Source organism: Streptomyces sp. NBC_00461 (assembly GCF_036013935.1).
Lineage (GTDB): Bacteria > Actinomycetota > Actinomycetes > Streptomycetales > Streptomycetaceae > Streptomyces.
Window position 1 is genome coordinate 7,012,067 of sequence record NZ_CP107902.1, and the last position, 15,111, is coordinate 7,027,177.

Genomic DNA, 15,111 nt, shown 5'->3' on the forward strand with positions numbered 1-15,111 from the left:
ATCTGGCCTCGATGGACACCGAAGCACAGCAGACGGAGCGCGACCGCTCCTCCCGCCCTTCCGATTCCGAGGACGTCTCCCAGGAGATCCCGGAGACGGAAGGGCCGGAGGGACGGTCGCGTTTCGCGTTGGTGGCGCGTATCACCGACTGGCTTCCGGGCGGGTGGATCTCGCTGACCCTGCTGGTCTGCCTGGTGTTTTTGCTGATCCTCAACGCTTTCGTGGTGCAACCCTTCCAGATTCCCAGCGGATCCATGGAAAACGGATTGAGGGTCGGGGACCGCGTTCTCGTAAATAAGTTGGCGTACCGTTTCGGTGCCGAGCCGCGGCGCGGCGATGTCGTCGTGTTCGACGGAACGGGGTACTTCGGGAGCGGCGACTACATCAAGCGCGTCGTGGGCGTGGGGGGAGACCACGTGGTCTGCTGCGACAAGGAGGGGAGGATCGAGGTGAACGGCCGGTCGGTCGACGAGTCGACGTTCCTGTACCCCGGTGACAGCCCGTCCTCGGTGCCCTTCAAGGTCGTCGTGCCCCAGGGCACCCTGTTCCTCCTCGGCGACCACCGCAGCGACTCCAGCGACTCCCGTGACCACCTGGGCTCGCCCGGCGGCGGCATGATCCCGGTGTCCGACGTCATCGGACGGGCCGACTGGATCGTCTGGCCCTCCGCCCACTGGATCCGCCTGCACCGTCCCGGCGCCTACGCGCGCGTGCCCGCGGCGGACGGTGCGCATGGGTAACCGTGGCAGACCACGCGGAGCGGCGACACCCGACGGCCCCTTCGGCACCGAGAACCTGCTGCCCACCGGCTCCCGTCGCACCGGTGGCGGCGCGACCGGCGGACGCACCCGCGCCGAGCGCCGCAAGCTCCAGCGCAAGGTCAAGCGAAAGCGCAGGCGCGGCGCGGTCAAGGAGATACCCCTCCTGGTCGGCGTCGCGGTCCTCATCGCCCTGGTCCTGAAGACGTTCCTCGTCCAGGCGTTCGTGATCCCGTCCGGCTCCATGGAGCAGACGATCCGGATCGGCGACCGTGTCCTGGTCGACAAGTTCACCCCGTGGTTCGGCTCCGAGCCCAAGCGCGGGGACGTCGTCGTCTTCAAGGACCCCGGCGGCTGGCTCGCGGACGAGCAGACCACCACGAAGAAGAACGACCCCGTCGTCGTCAAGCAGGTCAAGGAGGGACTCACCTTCATCGGCCTGCTGCCGTCCGACAACGAGAAGGACCTGATCAAGCGGGTCATCGGAGTCGGCGGCGACCACGTCAAGTGCTGCGACGCCCAAGGGCGGATGACGGTCAACGGCGTACCGCTGACCGAGGGCGACTACCTGTATCCCGGGAACGCCCCCTCCATACAGCCGTTCGACATCACCGTCCCCCAGGGGCGCCTGTGGGTGATGGGCGACCACCGCGCCAACTCCGCGGACTCACGGGCCCACCAGAACACCGACTACGGCGGCACGGTCTCCCTGGACTCCGTGGTGGGACGGGCGAAGGTCATCGCCTGGCCCTTCGGCCACTGGACTTCCTTGAAGGAACCTAAAACTTTCTCCTCCGTTTCCAACTCCGTGTCGGGGGCGACCGCGTCTCCCCGGCTGTCGCATAGGGTTGCTCCGGACGAATTCAACGGAACGATCCAGCTCCCGAGCCCTGCGGAACTCCCGCTCGTTATGGGAGTGGTGGGCCTGCACCGCGTAAGGGGCAGGCGGCGAAGCAGAGTAAGGAGTTGGCGTGGGGGATGTGGCGGTTGGCGCACGGTCCGGACACGACGGCGAGGAGCACCGTGGACAACCCGTCCAAGGGGTCTCCGCGTCCGTCCCGGCCGCGGACAGCGCCGTGACCCCCGGGAGTGACTCCGGGGCGACCGAGGACGGCACGGTGCCGGACGAGCGGGACCGGGCCGGAGAAAAGGGCTCGGGCGGAACACCCCCCAAGCCCAGCAAACAGCGCTCCTTCTGGAAGGAGCTGCCCATTCTGATCGGTATCGCGCTCGTGCTGGCGCTGCTGATCAAGACGTTTCTGGTGCAGGCGTTCTCGATTCCGTCGGACTCGATGCAGAACACCCTTCAGCAGGGCGACCGAGTTCTCGTCGACAAGCTCACCCCCTGGTTCGGCTCGGAGCCGGGGCGCGGCGAGGTCGTCGTCTTCCACGACCCGGACAACTGGCTGGCGGGCGAGCCCACGGCCACTCCGAACGCACTGCAGAAGGTCCTCAGCTGGATCGGCCTGATGCCGTCCGCCGAGGAGAAGGACCTCATCAAGCGCGTCATCGGCGTCGGCGGCGACACCGTCTCCTGCAAGGGCTCAGGCCCGCTGACGGTCAACGGCAAGGCACTCAACGACGCGTCGTTCGTGTACGCGGGCAACACACCGTGCAGCGTCGACGACCAGGGCGGCCAGTTCTCGGTGAAGGTCCCCAAGGGCTACATCTGGGTCATGGGCGACCACCGCCAGAACTCGCGCGACTCGCGCTACAACCAGAGCGACAAGCACAACGGCATGGTCCCGGTGAACAAGGTCGTCGGACGCGCCATCGTCATCGCGTGGCCGATCACCCGCTGGAACACCCTTCCGGTCCCGGACACCTTCGACCAGCCCGACCTGAACAACCAGTCCTCGGCGTCCGCCGCCCTGACGGCCGCACCGAACGCGCTCGCGCTGACCGGTGTGGTCCCGGTGGCCCTGTGGCGCCGCAGGAAGACCGCCGTCGAGCAGATCCGCTGAGCCGCCCCTCGGCCGCCGCTCCCCGGGCGTACCTGACGGTCTGGTGAAACCCTCGTGGAGCTTGTGACCTTGGTCGCGGCGGAGGGGCTGACCGGCTCAGGTACCGCCGGGTAGGGTGCGGACCCATGGGTGGCGAGAGCACGACGCGTACGGCCCCGCGCAGCGGTGGCACCAGCACGAGCCCGGTGGGCAGCCGGACCGGACAGCGACTGTCCGGACTGGCGGTCGCACTGGGCTGTGTGCTGTTCCTGGGAGGATTCGCCTGGGGAGCGGTGGTCTACCGGCCGTATACCGTGCCGACCAGCTCGATGACACCGACCATCGACGCCGGCGACCGGGTCCTGGCACAGCGCGTCGACGGCAGCGAGATACGCCGGGGCGACGTCGTCGTCTTCAACGACAAGTCCTGGGTGACCGGCGCGGCCGTGGTCAAGCGCGTGGTCGCGGTCGGCGGCGACACGGTCTCCTGCTGCACGAACGGCAAGCTGACCGTCAACGGCAAGCAGATCGACGAGGCCTATCTCAAGGGCAACGTCGTCGAGGACAAGAAGATCCCGAGCGTGAAGGTCCCCAAGGACCGCCTGTTCCTGCTCGGCGACGAGCGCGAAGGCTCCCTGGACTCCTCCGCCCACCTCAGCGACGCCGCCCAGGGCACCGTCGCGCGCTCCGCGGTGACCGCCCGGGTGGACGCCGTCGTCTGGCCCATGAACGGCATGCTGGAACGCCCCACCGGCTTCGAGACCCTCGGTGCGCTGTCCCAGCAGGGCCCGCTGCGGGTCATCGTCGCCCTGATCGTGGCCGGAGCCGCCCTCGTCCTCGGTGGCGGAGCGTACGGCCCGGTCGCCAAGCGGATGGACAAGCGCCGTACCAGGGCGCGGACGGAGCCCGTGGGTGCCCGCTGAGGCGGCGGGCGCTGACGAGGACTCGTACCGGGGCGGTCTGCGCAAGGTCGCCCGGATCGTCCTGCTGGACCCGGAGGACCGCATCCTTCTCCTGCACGGCCACGAGCCGGGCGATCCGGCCGACGACTGGTGGTTCACGCCGGGCGGCGGTCTGGAGGGCGACGAGACTCGTGAAGAGGCCGCCCGCAGGGAACTCGCCGAGGAGACCGGCATCACCGAGGTCGAACTCGGCCCGGTGCTGTGGCGACGGATGTGCTCCTTCCCGTTCGCGGGGCGCCGCTGGGACCAGGACGAGTGGTACTACCTGGCCCGGACGGCGGACACGCCCGAGGTGGTGCCCGAGGCCATGGGCCTCACGGAGCTGGAGCGGCGCAGCGTCGCCGGAGCGCGATGGTGGACGTGTCAGGAACTGACCCGGGCACATGAGACGGTGTATCCGACCAGACTCGCCGAGCTGCTGAGCAGGCTGCTCGACGAAGGTCCCCCGGCCGGGCCCGTGACGCTTGACCCCGAAATCGTCTAGGGGCTCACGGGACTGGCGCACAATGGTGGGATCGCACGGGTGAAGGGGAAGCTGCCATGAGCGCCGAGGACCTCGAGAAGTACGAGACCGAGATGGAGCTGAAGCTCTACCGGGAGTACCGCGATGTCGTCGGTCTGTTCAAATACGTGATTGAGACCGAGCGGCGCTTCTATCTGACCAACGACTACGAGATGCAGGTGCACTCGGTCCAGGGTGAGGTGTTCTTCGAGGTGTCCATGGCGGACGCCTGGGTCTGGGACATGTACCGGCCGGCTCGGTTCGTGAAGCAGGTGCGGGTGCTCACGTTCAAGGACGTGAACATCGAGGAGCTGAACAAGAGCGACTTGGAGCTGCCCGGCGGGTGACGGGGTTATCCACAACCGCTGAGTTGTCCACCAAGATCCACTTCTTGGGGGCGGGTGCGTGACGGTTGGCGCCGGAGGTGGTGCCGACATGAACGCACGCAGGGCACTCGGCAGGTACGGCGAAGATCTGGCCGCGCGGCGGCTGGCCGAAGCCGGGATGACGGTCCTTGAGCGGAACTGGCGCTGTGGCAGGGCCGGCGAGATCGACATCGTCGCGCTCGACGGTGAAGTGCTGGTCGTCTGCGAGGTCAAGACCCGCAGGGACGGCCGCTTCGAGCATCCGATGGCAGCGATCGGTCCGGACAAGGCGCAACGGCTGCGTGATCTCGCGGAGCGCTGGATCCAGACACACGGGGGAGCTCCACCGGGAGGCGTCCGCATCGACCTGATCGGCGTCGTCCTCCCGGACAAGGGCGCGCCGGTGGTCGAGCACGCGCGGGGGGTGGCCTGAGATGGGCTTCGCGCGTACGTGCTCGGTGGCGCTGGTCGGCGTCGAGGGTGTGGTGGTCGAGGTCCAGGCCGATCTGGAGCCCGGAGTGGCGGCGTTCACGCTCGTGGGGCTGCCGGACAAGAGCCTGAGCGAGAGCCGGGACCGGGTGCGGGCGGCGGTCGTCAACTCCGGTGGCGAATGGCCGCAGAAGAAACTCACGGTCGGGCTCAGCCCGGCGTCGGTGCCGAAGGCCGGCAGCGGCTTCGACATGGCCATCGCCTGCGCCGTGCTCGGCGCCTCCGAGCGGATCGATCCGCGGGTGCTCGCCGACATCGTGATGATCGGGGAGCTGGGACTGGACGGTCGGGTCCGGCCCGTCCGGGGCATCCTGCCGGCGGTGCTGGCCGCGGCGGACGCCGGCTACGAACAGGTGGTGGTGCCCGAGTGCGCGGCCGCGGAGGCCTCCCTGGTGCCTGGCGTGTCCGTACTCGGTGTGCGCAGCCTGCGGCAGCTGATCGCGGTCCTGGCGGACGAGCCCGTGCCCGACGAGGAACCGGACGAGCGGGGCCGCCCGGATCCGCTCCTCGCCGGTCTGCGGGTGCCCGGCACCGGCGCGGCCACGGGGATGCACAGCCTGGGCGCCGCACAGTACGACCACGGCCATGACCTCGCCGATGTGGTGGGCCAGACCTCGGCGAGGACCGCGGTGGAGGTCGCCGCGGCGGGCGGCCATCACATCTTCCTTGAGGGCCCGCCGGGCGCCGGAAAGACGATGCTCGCGGAGCGACTGCCCGCCATCCTGCCCCGGCTCGGCCGGACCGAGTCGCTCGAGGTCACCGCGGTCCACTCGGTGGCCGGTCTGCTGCCCCCGGGCAAACCCATGATCAACGTCGCACCGTACTGCGCTCCGCACCACTCGGCGACCATGCAGGCCCTCGTGGGCGGTGGACCCGGCATGGCGCGCCCCGGCGCCGTCTCGCTCTCCCATCGCGGCGTTCTCTTTCTCGACGAGACACCCGAGTTCAGCAGCCGGGCCCTCGACGCGCTGCGGCAGCCCCTGGAGGCCGGGCATGTCGTGATCGCGCGCAGCGCGGGCGTCGTGCGGTTCCCGGCGAAGTTCCTGATGGTGCTGGCCGCCAACCCTTGTCCGTGCGGCCGTTTCTCCCAGCGGGACGATTTCTGCGAGTGTCCGCCCTCAGCGATCCGCCGTTACCAGGCGCGGCTGTCCGGCCCCCTGCTCGACCGCGTCGACCTGAGGGTCGAGGTCGATCGGGTCACCCGGGCCGAGCTGACCCGGCGCGATGGCCACGGCGAGTCCACCGTCACGGTCGCCGACCGGGTGCGCGCGGCCAGGGAACGGGCGGCGGCCCGGCTCGAAGGCACCCCATGGCTGACCAACAGCGAAGTCCCCGGCCAGGAGCTGCGCGGTCGCTGGCACGCCGCGAGCGGAGCGATGGACGAGGCGGAACGCAACCTGGAGCGAGGCGTGCTGACCGCCCGCGGTCTCGACCGCGTGCTGCGCGTCGCCTGGACCGTCGCGGACCTCGTCGGCCACGACCGACCTGACGCCACGGACGTCGCCCTGGCGCTGCAACTGCGTACCGGCGTACCGCGCGGCGTGCCCATGGCCATCGGGGCGCGGACATGAGCGCCGACGGCGATCAGCACGATGAGCTGCTCGCCCGTGTCTTCCTCAGCCGAGTCCTCGAACCGGGTGACGAGGTCGCCGGACGGTGGCTGCGTGAGATCGGGGCGAGGGAGGTGGCGGGCAGGCTGCGCGACGGTGGACCGCAGCTCGTCGGAATCACCGACAAGCGGTGGGCCGGGCTGTTGGACCGGGCACGGGAGGCCGAGCCGGAGCGGGACCTGGCCGCCGCCCGGGAAGCCGGGATGCGGTTCGTGGTGCCGGGAGCCGGGGACTGGCCGGGACAGCTCGATGATCTCGGGGACGCGAGGCCCATCGGGCTGTGGGTGCGGGGGCGGCCCAGCCTGCGGATGTGGGCGCTCAGATCCGTCGCCGTCGTGGGCGCACGGGCGTGCACCGGTTACGGAGCCCATGTGGCGGCCACCCTCGGCGCGGGCCTCGCCGAGCACGGCTGGGTGGTCGTGTCCGGCGGTGCCTACGGGGTCGACGGCGCCGCACACCGGGGCGCGCTGGGCGCCGGCGGCGCCACCGTGGCCGTCCTCGCCTGCGGGGCCGACCTCTGCTATCCGCGCGGACACACCGAGTTGATCACCAGGATCGCGGAACAGGGACTCGTCATCGGGGAGTTGCCGCCCGGCGATCATCCGACGCCGAGCAGATTCATCGTCCGCAACCGGGTGATCGCCGCCCTGACCAGGGGCACCGTCGTGGTCGAGGCCGCCCACCGTAGTGGCTCGCTGGCCACGGCACGGGCGGCCCAGCGGCTCGGGCGTCACACGATGGGAGTGCCCGGCCCCGCCACCAGCGCCCTGTCCGCGGGAGTCCACGAACTCCTGCGGGGTGACGCCGTGCTGGTCTCCGACGCCGCGGAAGTAGTCGAGCTCGTCGGCGACATGGGGGAGCTGGCGCCGGACCGGCGCGGGCCGGTGCTGCCCCGCGATCTGCTGGACCCGGGCGCGCGCCGGGTGCTGGCCGCGCTGCCCGGCCGAGGCGCGGCGCCACCTCGGGAGATCGCGCGAGGCGCGCAGACCACGCAGGACGACGCGATCGCGAAACTGTACGAACTCCGATCACTCGGTTACGTCGAACGACACGGCGACGGCTGGAAGTTGACACGCCAGGCGATGATCTCCGTCCGCGGGGGTCGCAGCTGATGCTGACCGAGCGTGTTCGGCCGTCCGGGGGAAGCCTGAAACCTGTGCAAATACGCCCAGTTGGCGCCCCCCGGCCATCACGCACAGCAACCTTCGTGACTCGGCGGAGTGCCCTGCGGAACGCGTCCGCGCACAGGTTCCGTGCCGATGTTCGCGCACCGCAACACTCCAGTCACGCTACGCTCACGTGGATTCCGGCGCAGACCGGCATCTCGACATCAGACCGACAGCTCACCCAGGCAGCCCCACTTCACTGCAGAACGGCACTAGGCGACGAATGCCCCAGCACACCTCCGGGTCCGACCGGGCGGCGATCCCCCCAGCCGCCCGTGACGGTGGCAGCGTGCGACCGCCCGCTCCCTCGACGCTCGACGAGCTGTGGCGGTCGTACAAGGACACGGGGGAGGAGCGGCTGCGGGAGCAGCTGATCCTGCACTACTCGCCGCTGGTCAAGTACGTGGCCGGGCGGGTGAGCGTCGGGCTGCCGCCCAACGTCGAGCAGGCCGACTTCGTCTCGTCCGGGGTGTTCGGGCTGATCGACGCGATCGAGAAGTTCGACATCGACCGGGAGATCAAGTTCGAGACGTACGCGATCACGCGGATCCGGGGCGCGATGATCGACGAGCTCAGGGCGCTGGACTGGATTCCGCGGTCGGTGCGGCAGAAGGCGCGCAACGTCGAGCGGGCGTACGCGACGCTGGAGGCGCGGCTCAGACGGACGCCGTCGGAGGGTGAGGTGGCCTCCGAGATGGGCATTGCGGTGGACGAACTCCACGCGGTGTTCAGCCAGTTGTCGCTGGCGAACGTGGTGGCCCTGGAGGAGCTGCTGCATGTGGGCGGCGAGAGCGGGGACGGGCTCAGCGTGATGGACACGCTGGAGGACACCGCCGCCGACAACCCGGTCGAGGTGGTCGAGGACCGGGAGCTCAGGCGGTTTCTGGCGCGGGCGATCAACACCCTGCCCGAGCGGGAGAAGACCGTGGTCACCCTGTACTACTACGAGGGGCTGACGCTCGCCGAGATCGGGAACGTGCTCGGTGTGACCGAGAGCCGGGTCAGCCAGATCCACACCAAGTCGGTGCTGCAACTGCGCGCGAAGCTGGCGAGCTTCGGACGCTGAGCGGCTCGGTCACTCCCATCGGGGGTGGTGCGTCCGTAGAGTGGTTGACGTGCCAAGGATTCGAGCGGCCTCCGTGGCCGAGCACCGGTCGATGCAGCGAGCCGCCCTGCTGGACGCGGCGCGGTCGCTGCTGTCCGACGGCGGCACGGAGGCGCTGACCTTCCCGGCCCTCGCCGAGCGGACGGGTCTTGCGCGGTCGTCCGTGTACGAGTACTTCCGGTCCCGGGCCGCCGTGGTCGAGGAACTGTGCGCGGTCGACTTTCCCGTGTGGGCCGCCGAGGTCGCTGCGGCGATGGAGCGGGCGGAGTCGGCCGAGGCCACGGTCGAGGCGTACGTGCGACAGCAGCTGGCCCTGGTCGGGGACCGGCGGCACCGGGCCGTGGTCGCCATTTCGGCGAGTGAACTCGACGCGGGCGCCCGGGAGAAGATCCGGGCCGCGCACGGCGGGCTCGTCGCGATGATCGGCGAGGCGCTGGGGGAGCTGGGCCACGCGGAGCCCCGACTGGCGGCGATGCTGCTTCAGGGGATCGTCGACGCGGCTGTCCGGCGGATCGAACTCGGTGCCGCGGAGGACCCGGCGGAGATCACGGACGCGGCCGTGGCCATGGCGCTGCGGGGCGTTCGAGGCTGAGGCAGGGGGACTCCCAGTACGGGCAGCAGCCTGGACGGCCCCCTGTGCAGCAGCCAGGGCGGCAGCAGCGACAGCGGGTCCAGGTAGGTGTCACCCCTCAGCAGGCCCCAGTGCACGCACGTGACCGTGCAGTGCGATCCCGTGCCCTTGACCGTGCCCACCGGCTCGCCGGCCCGCACCTCGTCACCCTTCTTCACCGACGCCGCCACCGGTTCGTACGTCGTTCGCAGATCGGTGCCCGTCAACTCCACGGAGACCACGCCCCGTCCTGCCACCCGGCCTGCGAAGGACACCCGGCCGGCCGCCACCGCCCGCACCGGTGTCCCCGCCGGGGCCGCCAGGTCGACGCCCCGGTGGCCGCGGCCGTAGAGCGTCGCCGGGGGCTCCCAGCCCCGTAGCACCGCCGGGTGCGTTCCCACCGGCCAGGCGCGGGCGACGGCCGGGGTGCCCGGGCTCGGGGCAGGCGGTGGAGGCGGGGCGTCCGCCCAGGCCCAAGGGGTCAGGACCGCCGAGGTCAGCGCCAGCAGGGCCGCTCCCGTCAGGCGCTCGTATCGCTTCGCTCGCATGCCGTCACCGTCCCGCACCCCGCCCGGACATGGCCGGGATCTGTGGACTACTCCCCGGTTGTGGACAGCGACGTCACCCGGCGCCTCGCCGGTCCCGTACACTTCTTCTGGCGATCCGGGTCACCGGGTCGACTTCGCACGCCCCGACATCTGGCGATCAAAAGCCGGTGTCAGCGCTCCTCGGTCCTTCGTGGCACGGCGCATGTGGGCGTCAGGCGCGGGAGCCGTCCGGCCCCCGCGGCACAACCGAGAACACCAAGGAGAACGGCCATGGCCGTCGTCACGATGCGGGAGCTGCTGGAAAGCGGCGTCCACTTCGGTCACCAGACCCGTCGCTGGAACCCGAAGATGAAGCGCTTCATCTTCACCGAGCGCAACGGCATCTACATCATCGACCTGCTCCAGTCGCTGTCGTACATCGACCGCGCCTACGAGTTCGTCAAGGAGACCGTCGCCCACGGCGGCACGGTCATGTTCGTCGGCACGAAGAAGCAGGCGCAGGAGGCCATCGCCGAGCAGGCCACCCGCGTCGGCATGCCCTACGTCAACCAGCGCTGGCTGGGCGGCATGCTCACCAACTTCTCCACCGTCTACAAGCGTCTGCAGCGCCTCAAGGAGCTCGAGCAGATCGACTTCGAGGACGTCGCCGCTTCGGGTCTGACCAAGAAGGAGCTTCTCGTGCTCTCGCGCGAGAAGGCCAAGCTGGAGAAGACCCTCGGTGGTATCCGCGAGATGCAGAAGGTGCCCAGCGCCGTCTGGATCGTGGACACCAAGAAGGAGCACATCGCGGTCGGTGAGGCCCGGAAGCTCAACATCCCGGTCGTCGCCATCCTCGACACCAACTGCGACCCCGACGAGGTCGACTACAAGATCCCGGGCAACGACGACGCGATCCGCTCCGTCACCCTGCTCACCCGTGTGATCGCCGACGCGGTCGCCGAGGGCCTCATCTCCCGCTCTCGCGTCGCCACCGGTGACAAGGGCGAGAAGGCCGCGGGCGAGCCGCTCGCCGAGTGGGAGCGCGACCTGCTCGAGGGCGAGAAGAAGGCGGACTCCGAAGAGGCCGCCGAGAAGCCGGCCGAGGCCGCTGCCGAGGCTCCCGCCGCCGAGGCCCCTGCTGAGGCTCCGGCTGCTGAGGCTCCGGCTGCCGAGGCCCCCGCCGCCGAGGCCCCCGCGGCTGAGGCTCCGGCCGAAGAGGCCGCTCCGGCCGCGGACGCCGAGCAGGCCTGATCCGTCAGCGTCAGAGTTGACGGCGGGAGCGGTACTGAATCCACCAGCGCCTCAGGCGCTGGTGGAGTCCGCTCCCGCCGTTAACCCGTAGGTCGGCGGAGTGTCAGCGGCCTCCGACTACATGGGGGCTGTAGACCCCGTAGATCTTCGATCTTCCAGACTTCGAGAAAGATTCACAGACTCATGGCGAACTACACCGCCGCCGACGTCAAGAAGCTTCGTGAGCTCACCGGCGCCGGCATGATGGACTGCAAGAAGGCGCTGGACGAGGCCGAGGGCAACGTCGAGAAGGCCGTCGAGGCGCTCCGTATCAAGGGCCAGAAGGGCGTCGCCAAGCGCGAGGGCCGCTCCGCCGAGAACGGCGCCGTGGTCTCGATCATCGCCGACGACAACTCCTCCGGCGTCCTGGTCGAGCTGAAGTGCGAGACGGACTTCGTCGCCAAGGGTGACAAGTTCCAGGCTGTCGCGAACGCGATCGCCGAGCACGTCGCCAAGACCTCCCCGGCCGACCTCGAGGCCCTGCTCGCCTCCGAGATCGAGGCCGGCAAGACCGTCCAGGCGTTCGTGGACGAGGCCAACGCCAACCTCGGCGAGAAGATCGTCCTCGACCGCTTCGCGCAGTACGCCGACGGCTTCGTGTCCGCGTACATGCACCGCACGATGCCCGACCTGCCCCCGCAGATCGGTGTCCTCGTCGAGCTGGACAAGCCGAACGCGGAGATCGCCAAGGGCGTCGCCCAGCACATCGCCGCCTTCGCGCCGAAGTACCTCTCCAAGGAGGACGTGCCGGCCGAGGTCGTCGAGTCCGAGCGCCGCGTCGCCGAGGAGACCACCCGCGCCGAGGGCAAGCCCGAGGCCGCCCTGCCGAAGATCGTCGAGGGTCGCCTCAACGGCTTCTTCAAGGACGCCACGCTGCTCGGTCAGCCGTTCGCGCTCGACAACAAGAAGTCGGTCCAGAAGGTCCTGGACGAGGCCGGTGTCACCCTGAAGCGCTTCACGCGCATCAAGGTCGGCATCTGAGTCCGTGCCGCGAACGGCGCGTCGGCCCGATAGGGTCGAGTGCAGTCGTCCGGTACGCCGTCACGCACGCGCGTGACGGACGACAGCAGATCTGACAAGGAGGCCATTGCCGAGAATGGGTTGCGAACGACACCCCACCGGCAGTGGCCTTCTTCGTATGTGCATCACCTGAAAGAGGCGGGATCTCCATGACCACCAAGGCTCAGAAGAGCGACGACGGCAAAGTACACGGCCGGTTTCTGCTGAAGCTGTCCGGTGAGGCCTTCTCCGGCGGCGGGGGCCTGGGCGTGGACCCCGACGTGGTGCACAAGATCGCCCGTGAGATCGCCGCCGTCGTCCGGGACGGCGCCGAGATCGCGGTCGTCATCGGCGGCGGCAACTTCTTCCGTGGCGCGGAGCTGCAGCAGCGCGGCATGGACCGGGCCCGCTCCGACTACATGGGCATGCTCGGCACGGTCATGAACTGCCTCGCCCTCCAGGACTTCCTGGAGAAGGAGGGCATCGACAGCCGGGTGCAGACCGCCATCACCATGGGCCAGGTCGCCGAGCCGTACATCCCGCTGCGCGCCGTACGGCACCTGGAGAAGGGCCGTGTGGTCATCTTCGGTGCCGGTATGGGCATGCCGTACTTCTCCACCGACACCACCGCCGCCCAGCGCGCCCTGGAGATCGACGCCGAGGCGCTGCTGATGGGTAAGAACGGCGTGGACGGGGTCTACGACTCCGACCCGAAGCGCAACCCGGACGCCGTCAAGTTCGACTCCCTCGGCTACGGCGAGGTCATCACCCAGGACCTCAAGGTCGCGGACATGACCGCCATCACCCTGTGCCGCGACAACAAGCTCCCGATCCTGGTCTTCGAGCTCATCGTCGAGGGCAATATCGCCCGCGCCGTCAAGGGTGAGAAGATCGGCACGCTCGTGGGTGACCAGGACAACCGGGACTGACCAGCAACACCCATGGACCCTGACCGGGGGATGGACAATGTCCTGCCGGTCGGGAACCGTGCAGGAAGAAGACGCGACGCAGCCGGCCGCCGCCCCCACCAAGGAACCGCAGCCGGGCCTCACTCAAGACACGCAGGAGCAAGTGGTGATCGAAGAGACCCTCCTCGAGGCCGAGGAGAAGATGGAGAAGGCCGTCGTGGTCGCCAAGGAGGACTTCGCCGCGATCCGCACCGGTCGTGCGCACCCGGCGATGTTCAACAAGATCGTGGCCGACTACTACGGCGCGCCGACGCCGATCAACCAGCTGGCTTCGTTCTCCGTGCCGGAGCCGCGCATGGCGGTAGTGACCCCGTTCGACAAGACGGCCCTGCGCAACATCGAGCAGGCCATCCGTGACTCCGACCTGGGCGTCAACCCGAGCAACGACGGCAACATCATCCGAGTGGTGTTCCCCGAGCTCACCGAGGAGCGCCGCCGCGACTACATCAAGGTCGCCAAGGGCAAGGCCGAGGACTCCCGGGTCTCCATCCGCTCCGTGCGCCGCAAGGCCAAGGACGCCATCGACAAGCTGATCAAGGACGGCGAGGTCGGCGAGGACGAGGGCCGCCGTGCGGAGAAGGAACTCGACGACTCCACCCACAAGTACGTGGCCCAGGTGGACGAGCTCCTGAAGCACAAGGAAGCGGAGCTGCTCGAGGTCTGATGAACGAATCTTCCTGGGGAGCGCCGCCCCACACCGGGTCACAGGCCGGGTACTGGGGGCCGACCGACCAGGGACCTGTCCAGGGGGCTGCCCCGGCGGGTCCCGCGTACGATGCGCCCAAGGCGCAGCAGACTCGCCCCATGCCCATCGTGCCCGAGGTACCCCCGTACGGCGGTGACCAGGATGACGACCGGGGGGCCGCTCGGCTGGGCGGCCCCTTGTTCCGCGACGAACCGCCGCAGTCGCCGCCCTACCCAGCGGCGCAGCAGAATCCGGAGCCCATGCCCGACGCCCCGCAGCCGGCGCCCCCGCCGCAGAAGAAGAGCGCGGGGCGCGACCTGGGTGCGGCCATAGGCGTCGGCGTCGGGCTCGGCGTAGTGATCATCGCGTCCCTGTTCGTCGTCAAGGCCGTCTTCGTCGGAGTGGTCGTCGTCGCCGTCGTGGTGGGCCTGTGGGAACTGACCAGCCGGCTGCAGGAGCGCAAGGGCATCAAGGCGCCCCTGGTCCCGCTGGCGCTCGGTGGCGCCGCGATGGTCGTCGCCGGGTACGTCCGGGGCGCCGAGGGCGCGTGGGTGGCCATGGCGCTCACGGCACTCGCCGTCCTCGTATGGCGTATGACGGAGCCGCCCGAGGGCTACCTCAAGGACGTCACCGCGGGCGTCTTCGCCGCGTTCTACGTGCCGTTCCTGGCGACGTTCGTCGCGCTGATGCTGGCGGCCCACGACGGCCCCTGGCGCGTCATGACCTTCCTGCTGCTGACGGTGGTCAGCGACACCGGCGCGTATGCCGTCGGCTGGCGCTTCGGCAAGCACAAGCTCGCCCCGCGCATCAGCCCCGGCAAGACCCGCGAGGGCCTGCTCGGCGCGGTGTCCTTCGCGATGGTGGCGGGTGCGCTGTGCATGCAGTTCCTCATCGACGACGGCTCCTGGTGGCAGGGTCTGGTCCTCGGCTTCGCGGTCGCGGCCAGTGCCACGCTCGGCGACCTCGGCGAGTCGATGATCAAGCGGGACCTGGGCATCAAGGACATGGGCACGCTGCTCCCCGGCCACGGCGGGATCATGGACCGGCTGGACTCGCTGCTACCCACGGCGCCCGTGGTGTGGCTGCTGATGGTGCTGTTCGTCGGCTCGGGCTGACGGTTTCGGAAGTCCCA

The 15,111-nt window shown here is 69.7% G+C and carries 16 protein-coding genes and 1 pseudogene; 16 read left to right on the top strand and 1 reads right to left on the bottom strand.

The features are described 5' to 3' along the window. Positions 1 to 11: 11 nt before the first annotated feature. The 11 genes from lepB (OG870_RS32815) (at position 12) to OG870_RS32865 (ending at position 9,492) form a co-directional block, all read left to right on the top strand. Positions 12 to 740 (top strand): signal peptidase I, encoded by a 729-nt coding sequence (gene lepB / locus OG870_RS32815; RefSeq protein WP_266590251.1) that lies wholly within the window; start codon positions 12 to 14, stop codon positions 738 to 740. After that, positions 733 to 1,851, top strand: coding sequence for a signal peptidase I (lepB, locus tag OG870_RS32820; protein ID WP_266590253.1), 1,119 nt, complete (start codon positions 733 to 735; stop codon positions 1,849 to 1,851). Before lepB (OG870_RS32815) ends, lepB (OG870_RS32820) begins: the two co-directional genes overlap by 8 nt. Next, entirely contained in the window at positions 1,739 to 2,722 is a 984-nt protein-coding gene (gene lepB, locus OG870_RS32825) for a signal peptidase I (protein ID WP_266590255.1), read from the top strand. The genes lepB (OG870_RS32820) and lepB (OG870_RS32825) overlap by 113 nt, the downstream gene beginning before the upstream one ends. 125 nt (positions 2,723 to 2,847) lie before the next feature. Next, on the top strand, positions 2,848 to 3,624 hold the full coding sequence (gene lepB, locus OG870_RS32830; RefSeq protein WP_266590257.1) for a signal peptidase I: 777 nt from the start codon (positions 2,848 to 2,850) through the stop codon (positions 3,622 to 3,624). Beyond that, entirely contained in the window at positions 3,614 to 4,147 is a 534-nt protein-coding gene (locus OG870_RS32835) for an NUDIX hydrolase (RefSeq protein WP_266590259.1), read from the top strand. The genes lepB (OG870_RS32830) and OG870_RS32835 overlap by 11 nt, the downstream gene beginning before the upstream one ends. A 56-nt stretch (positions 4,148 to 4,203) precedes the next feature. Then, the gene (locus tag OG870_RS32840) at positions 4,204 to 4,512 is read left to right on the top strand and encodes a DUF2469 domain-containing protein (RefSeq protein ID WP_003965949.1); all 309 of its coding nucleotides are present in this window, start codon (positions 4,204 to 4,206) and stop codon (positions 4,510 to 4,512) included. An 88-nt stretch (positions 4,513 to 4,600) separates the two neighbouring features. After that, the gene (locus OG870_RS32845; protein ID WP_266522166.1) at positions 4,601 to 4,963 is read left to right on the top strand and encodes a YraN family protein; all 363 of its coding nucleotides are present in this window, start codon (positions 4,601 to 4,603) and stop codon (positions 4,961 to 4,963) included. Between the two features lies 1 nt (position 4,964). Then, entirely contained in the window at positions 4,965 to 6,590 is a 1,626-nt protein-coding gene (locus OG870_RS32850; RefSeq protein ID WP_266843799.1) for a YifB family Mg chelatase-like AAA ATPase, read from the top strand. Beyond that, positions 6,587 to 7,741, top strand: coding sequence for a DNA-processing protein DprA (gene dprA, locus OG870_RS32855; protein ID WP_266522170.1), 1,155 nt, complete (start codon positions 6,587 to 6,589; stop codon positions 7,739 to 7,741). Before OG870_RS32850 ends, dprA begins: the two co-directional genes overlap by 4 nt. Positions 7,742 to 8,018: 277 nt before the next feature. Next, entirely contained in the window at positions 8,019 to 8,861 is an 843-nt protein-coding gene (gene whiG, locus OG870_RS32860; RefSeq protein WP_266522173.1) for an RNA polymerase sigma factor WhiG, read from the top strand. A gap of 73 nt (positions 8,862 to 8,934) precedes the next feature. Continuing rightward, positions 8,935 to 9,492, top strand: a complete 558-nt coding sequence (locus OG870_RS32865) for a TetR/AcrR family transcriptional regulator (RefSeq protein WP_266592514.1) — start codon at positions 8,935 to 8,937, stop codon at positions 9,490 to 9,492. On the opposite strand, the pseudogene OG870_RS32870 reads toward OG870_RS32865, so the two are convergent. After that, positions 9,492 to 10,058 (bottom strand): annotated as a pseudogene (locus OG870_RS32870) (murein hydrolase activator EnvC family protein); the annotation flags it as partial. The gene OG870_RS32865 and the pseudogene OG870_RS32870 overlap by 1 nt on opposite strands. Before the next feature lie 270 nt (positions 10,059 to 10,328). On the opposite strand from OG870_RS32870, the gene rpsB reads away from it, so the two are divergent. From rpsB to OG870_RS32895, 5 genes are all read left to right on the top strand, one after another. Next, positions 10,329 to 11,288 carry a 30S ribosomal protein S2 gene (gene rpsB, locus OG870_RS32875; protein ID WP_266522178.1) on the top strand — a complete coding sequence of 320 codons (960 nt, stop codon included), beginning with the start codon at positions 10,329 to 10,331 and terminating at the stop codon, positions 11,286 to 11,288. A gap of 183 nt (positions 11,289 to 11,471) precedes the next feature. Further along, on the top strand, positions 11,472 to 12,308 hold the full coding sequence (gene tsf / locus OG870_RS32880; protein WP_266522181.1) for a translation elongation factor Ts: 837 nt from the start codon (positions 11,472 to 11,474) through the stop codon (positions 12,306 to 12,308). A 188-nt stretch (positions 12,309 to 12,496) separates the two neighbouring features. Beyond that, the gene (gene pyrH / locus OG870_RS32885; RefSeq protein ID WP_266522183.1) at positions 12,497 to 13,255 is read left to right on the top strand and encodes a UMP kinase; all 759 of its coding nucleotides are present in this window, start codon (positions 12,497 to 12,499) and stop codon (positions 13,253 to 13,255) included. Between the two features lie 145 nt (positions 13,256 to 13,400). After that, entirely contained in the window at positions 13,401 to 13,958 is a 558-nt protein-coding gene (frr, locus tag OG870_RS32890; RefSeq protein WP_266522185.1) for a ribosome recycling factor, read from the top strand. Further along, on the top strand, positions 13,958 to 15,094 hold the full coding sequence (locus OG870_RS32895) for a phosphatidate cytidylyltransferase (RefSeq protein ID WP_266843792.1): 1,137 nt from the start codon (positions 13,958 to 13,960) through the stop codon (positions 15,092 to 15,094). The genes frr and OG870_RS32895 overlap by 1 nt, the downstream gene beginning before the upstream one ends. The last annotated feature ends 17 nt before the right edge of the window (positions 15,095 to 15,111 follow it).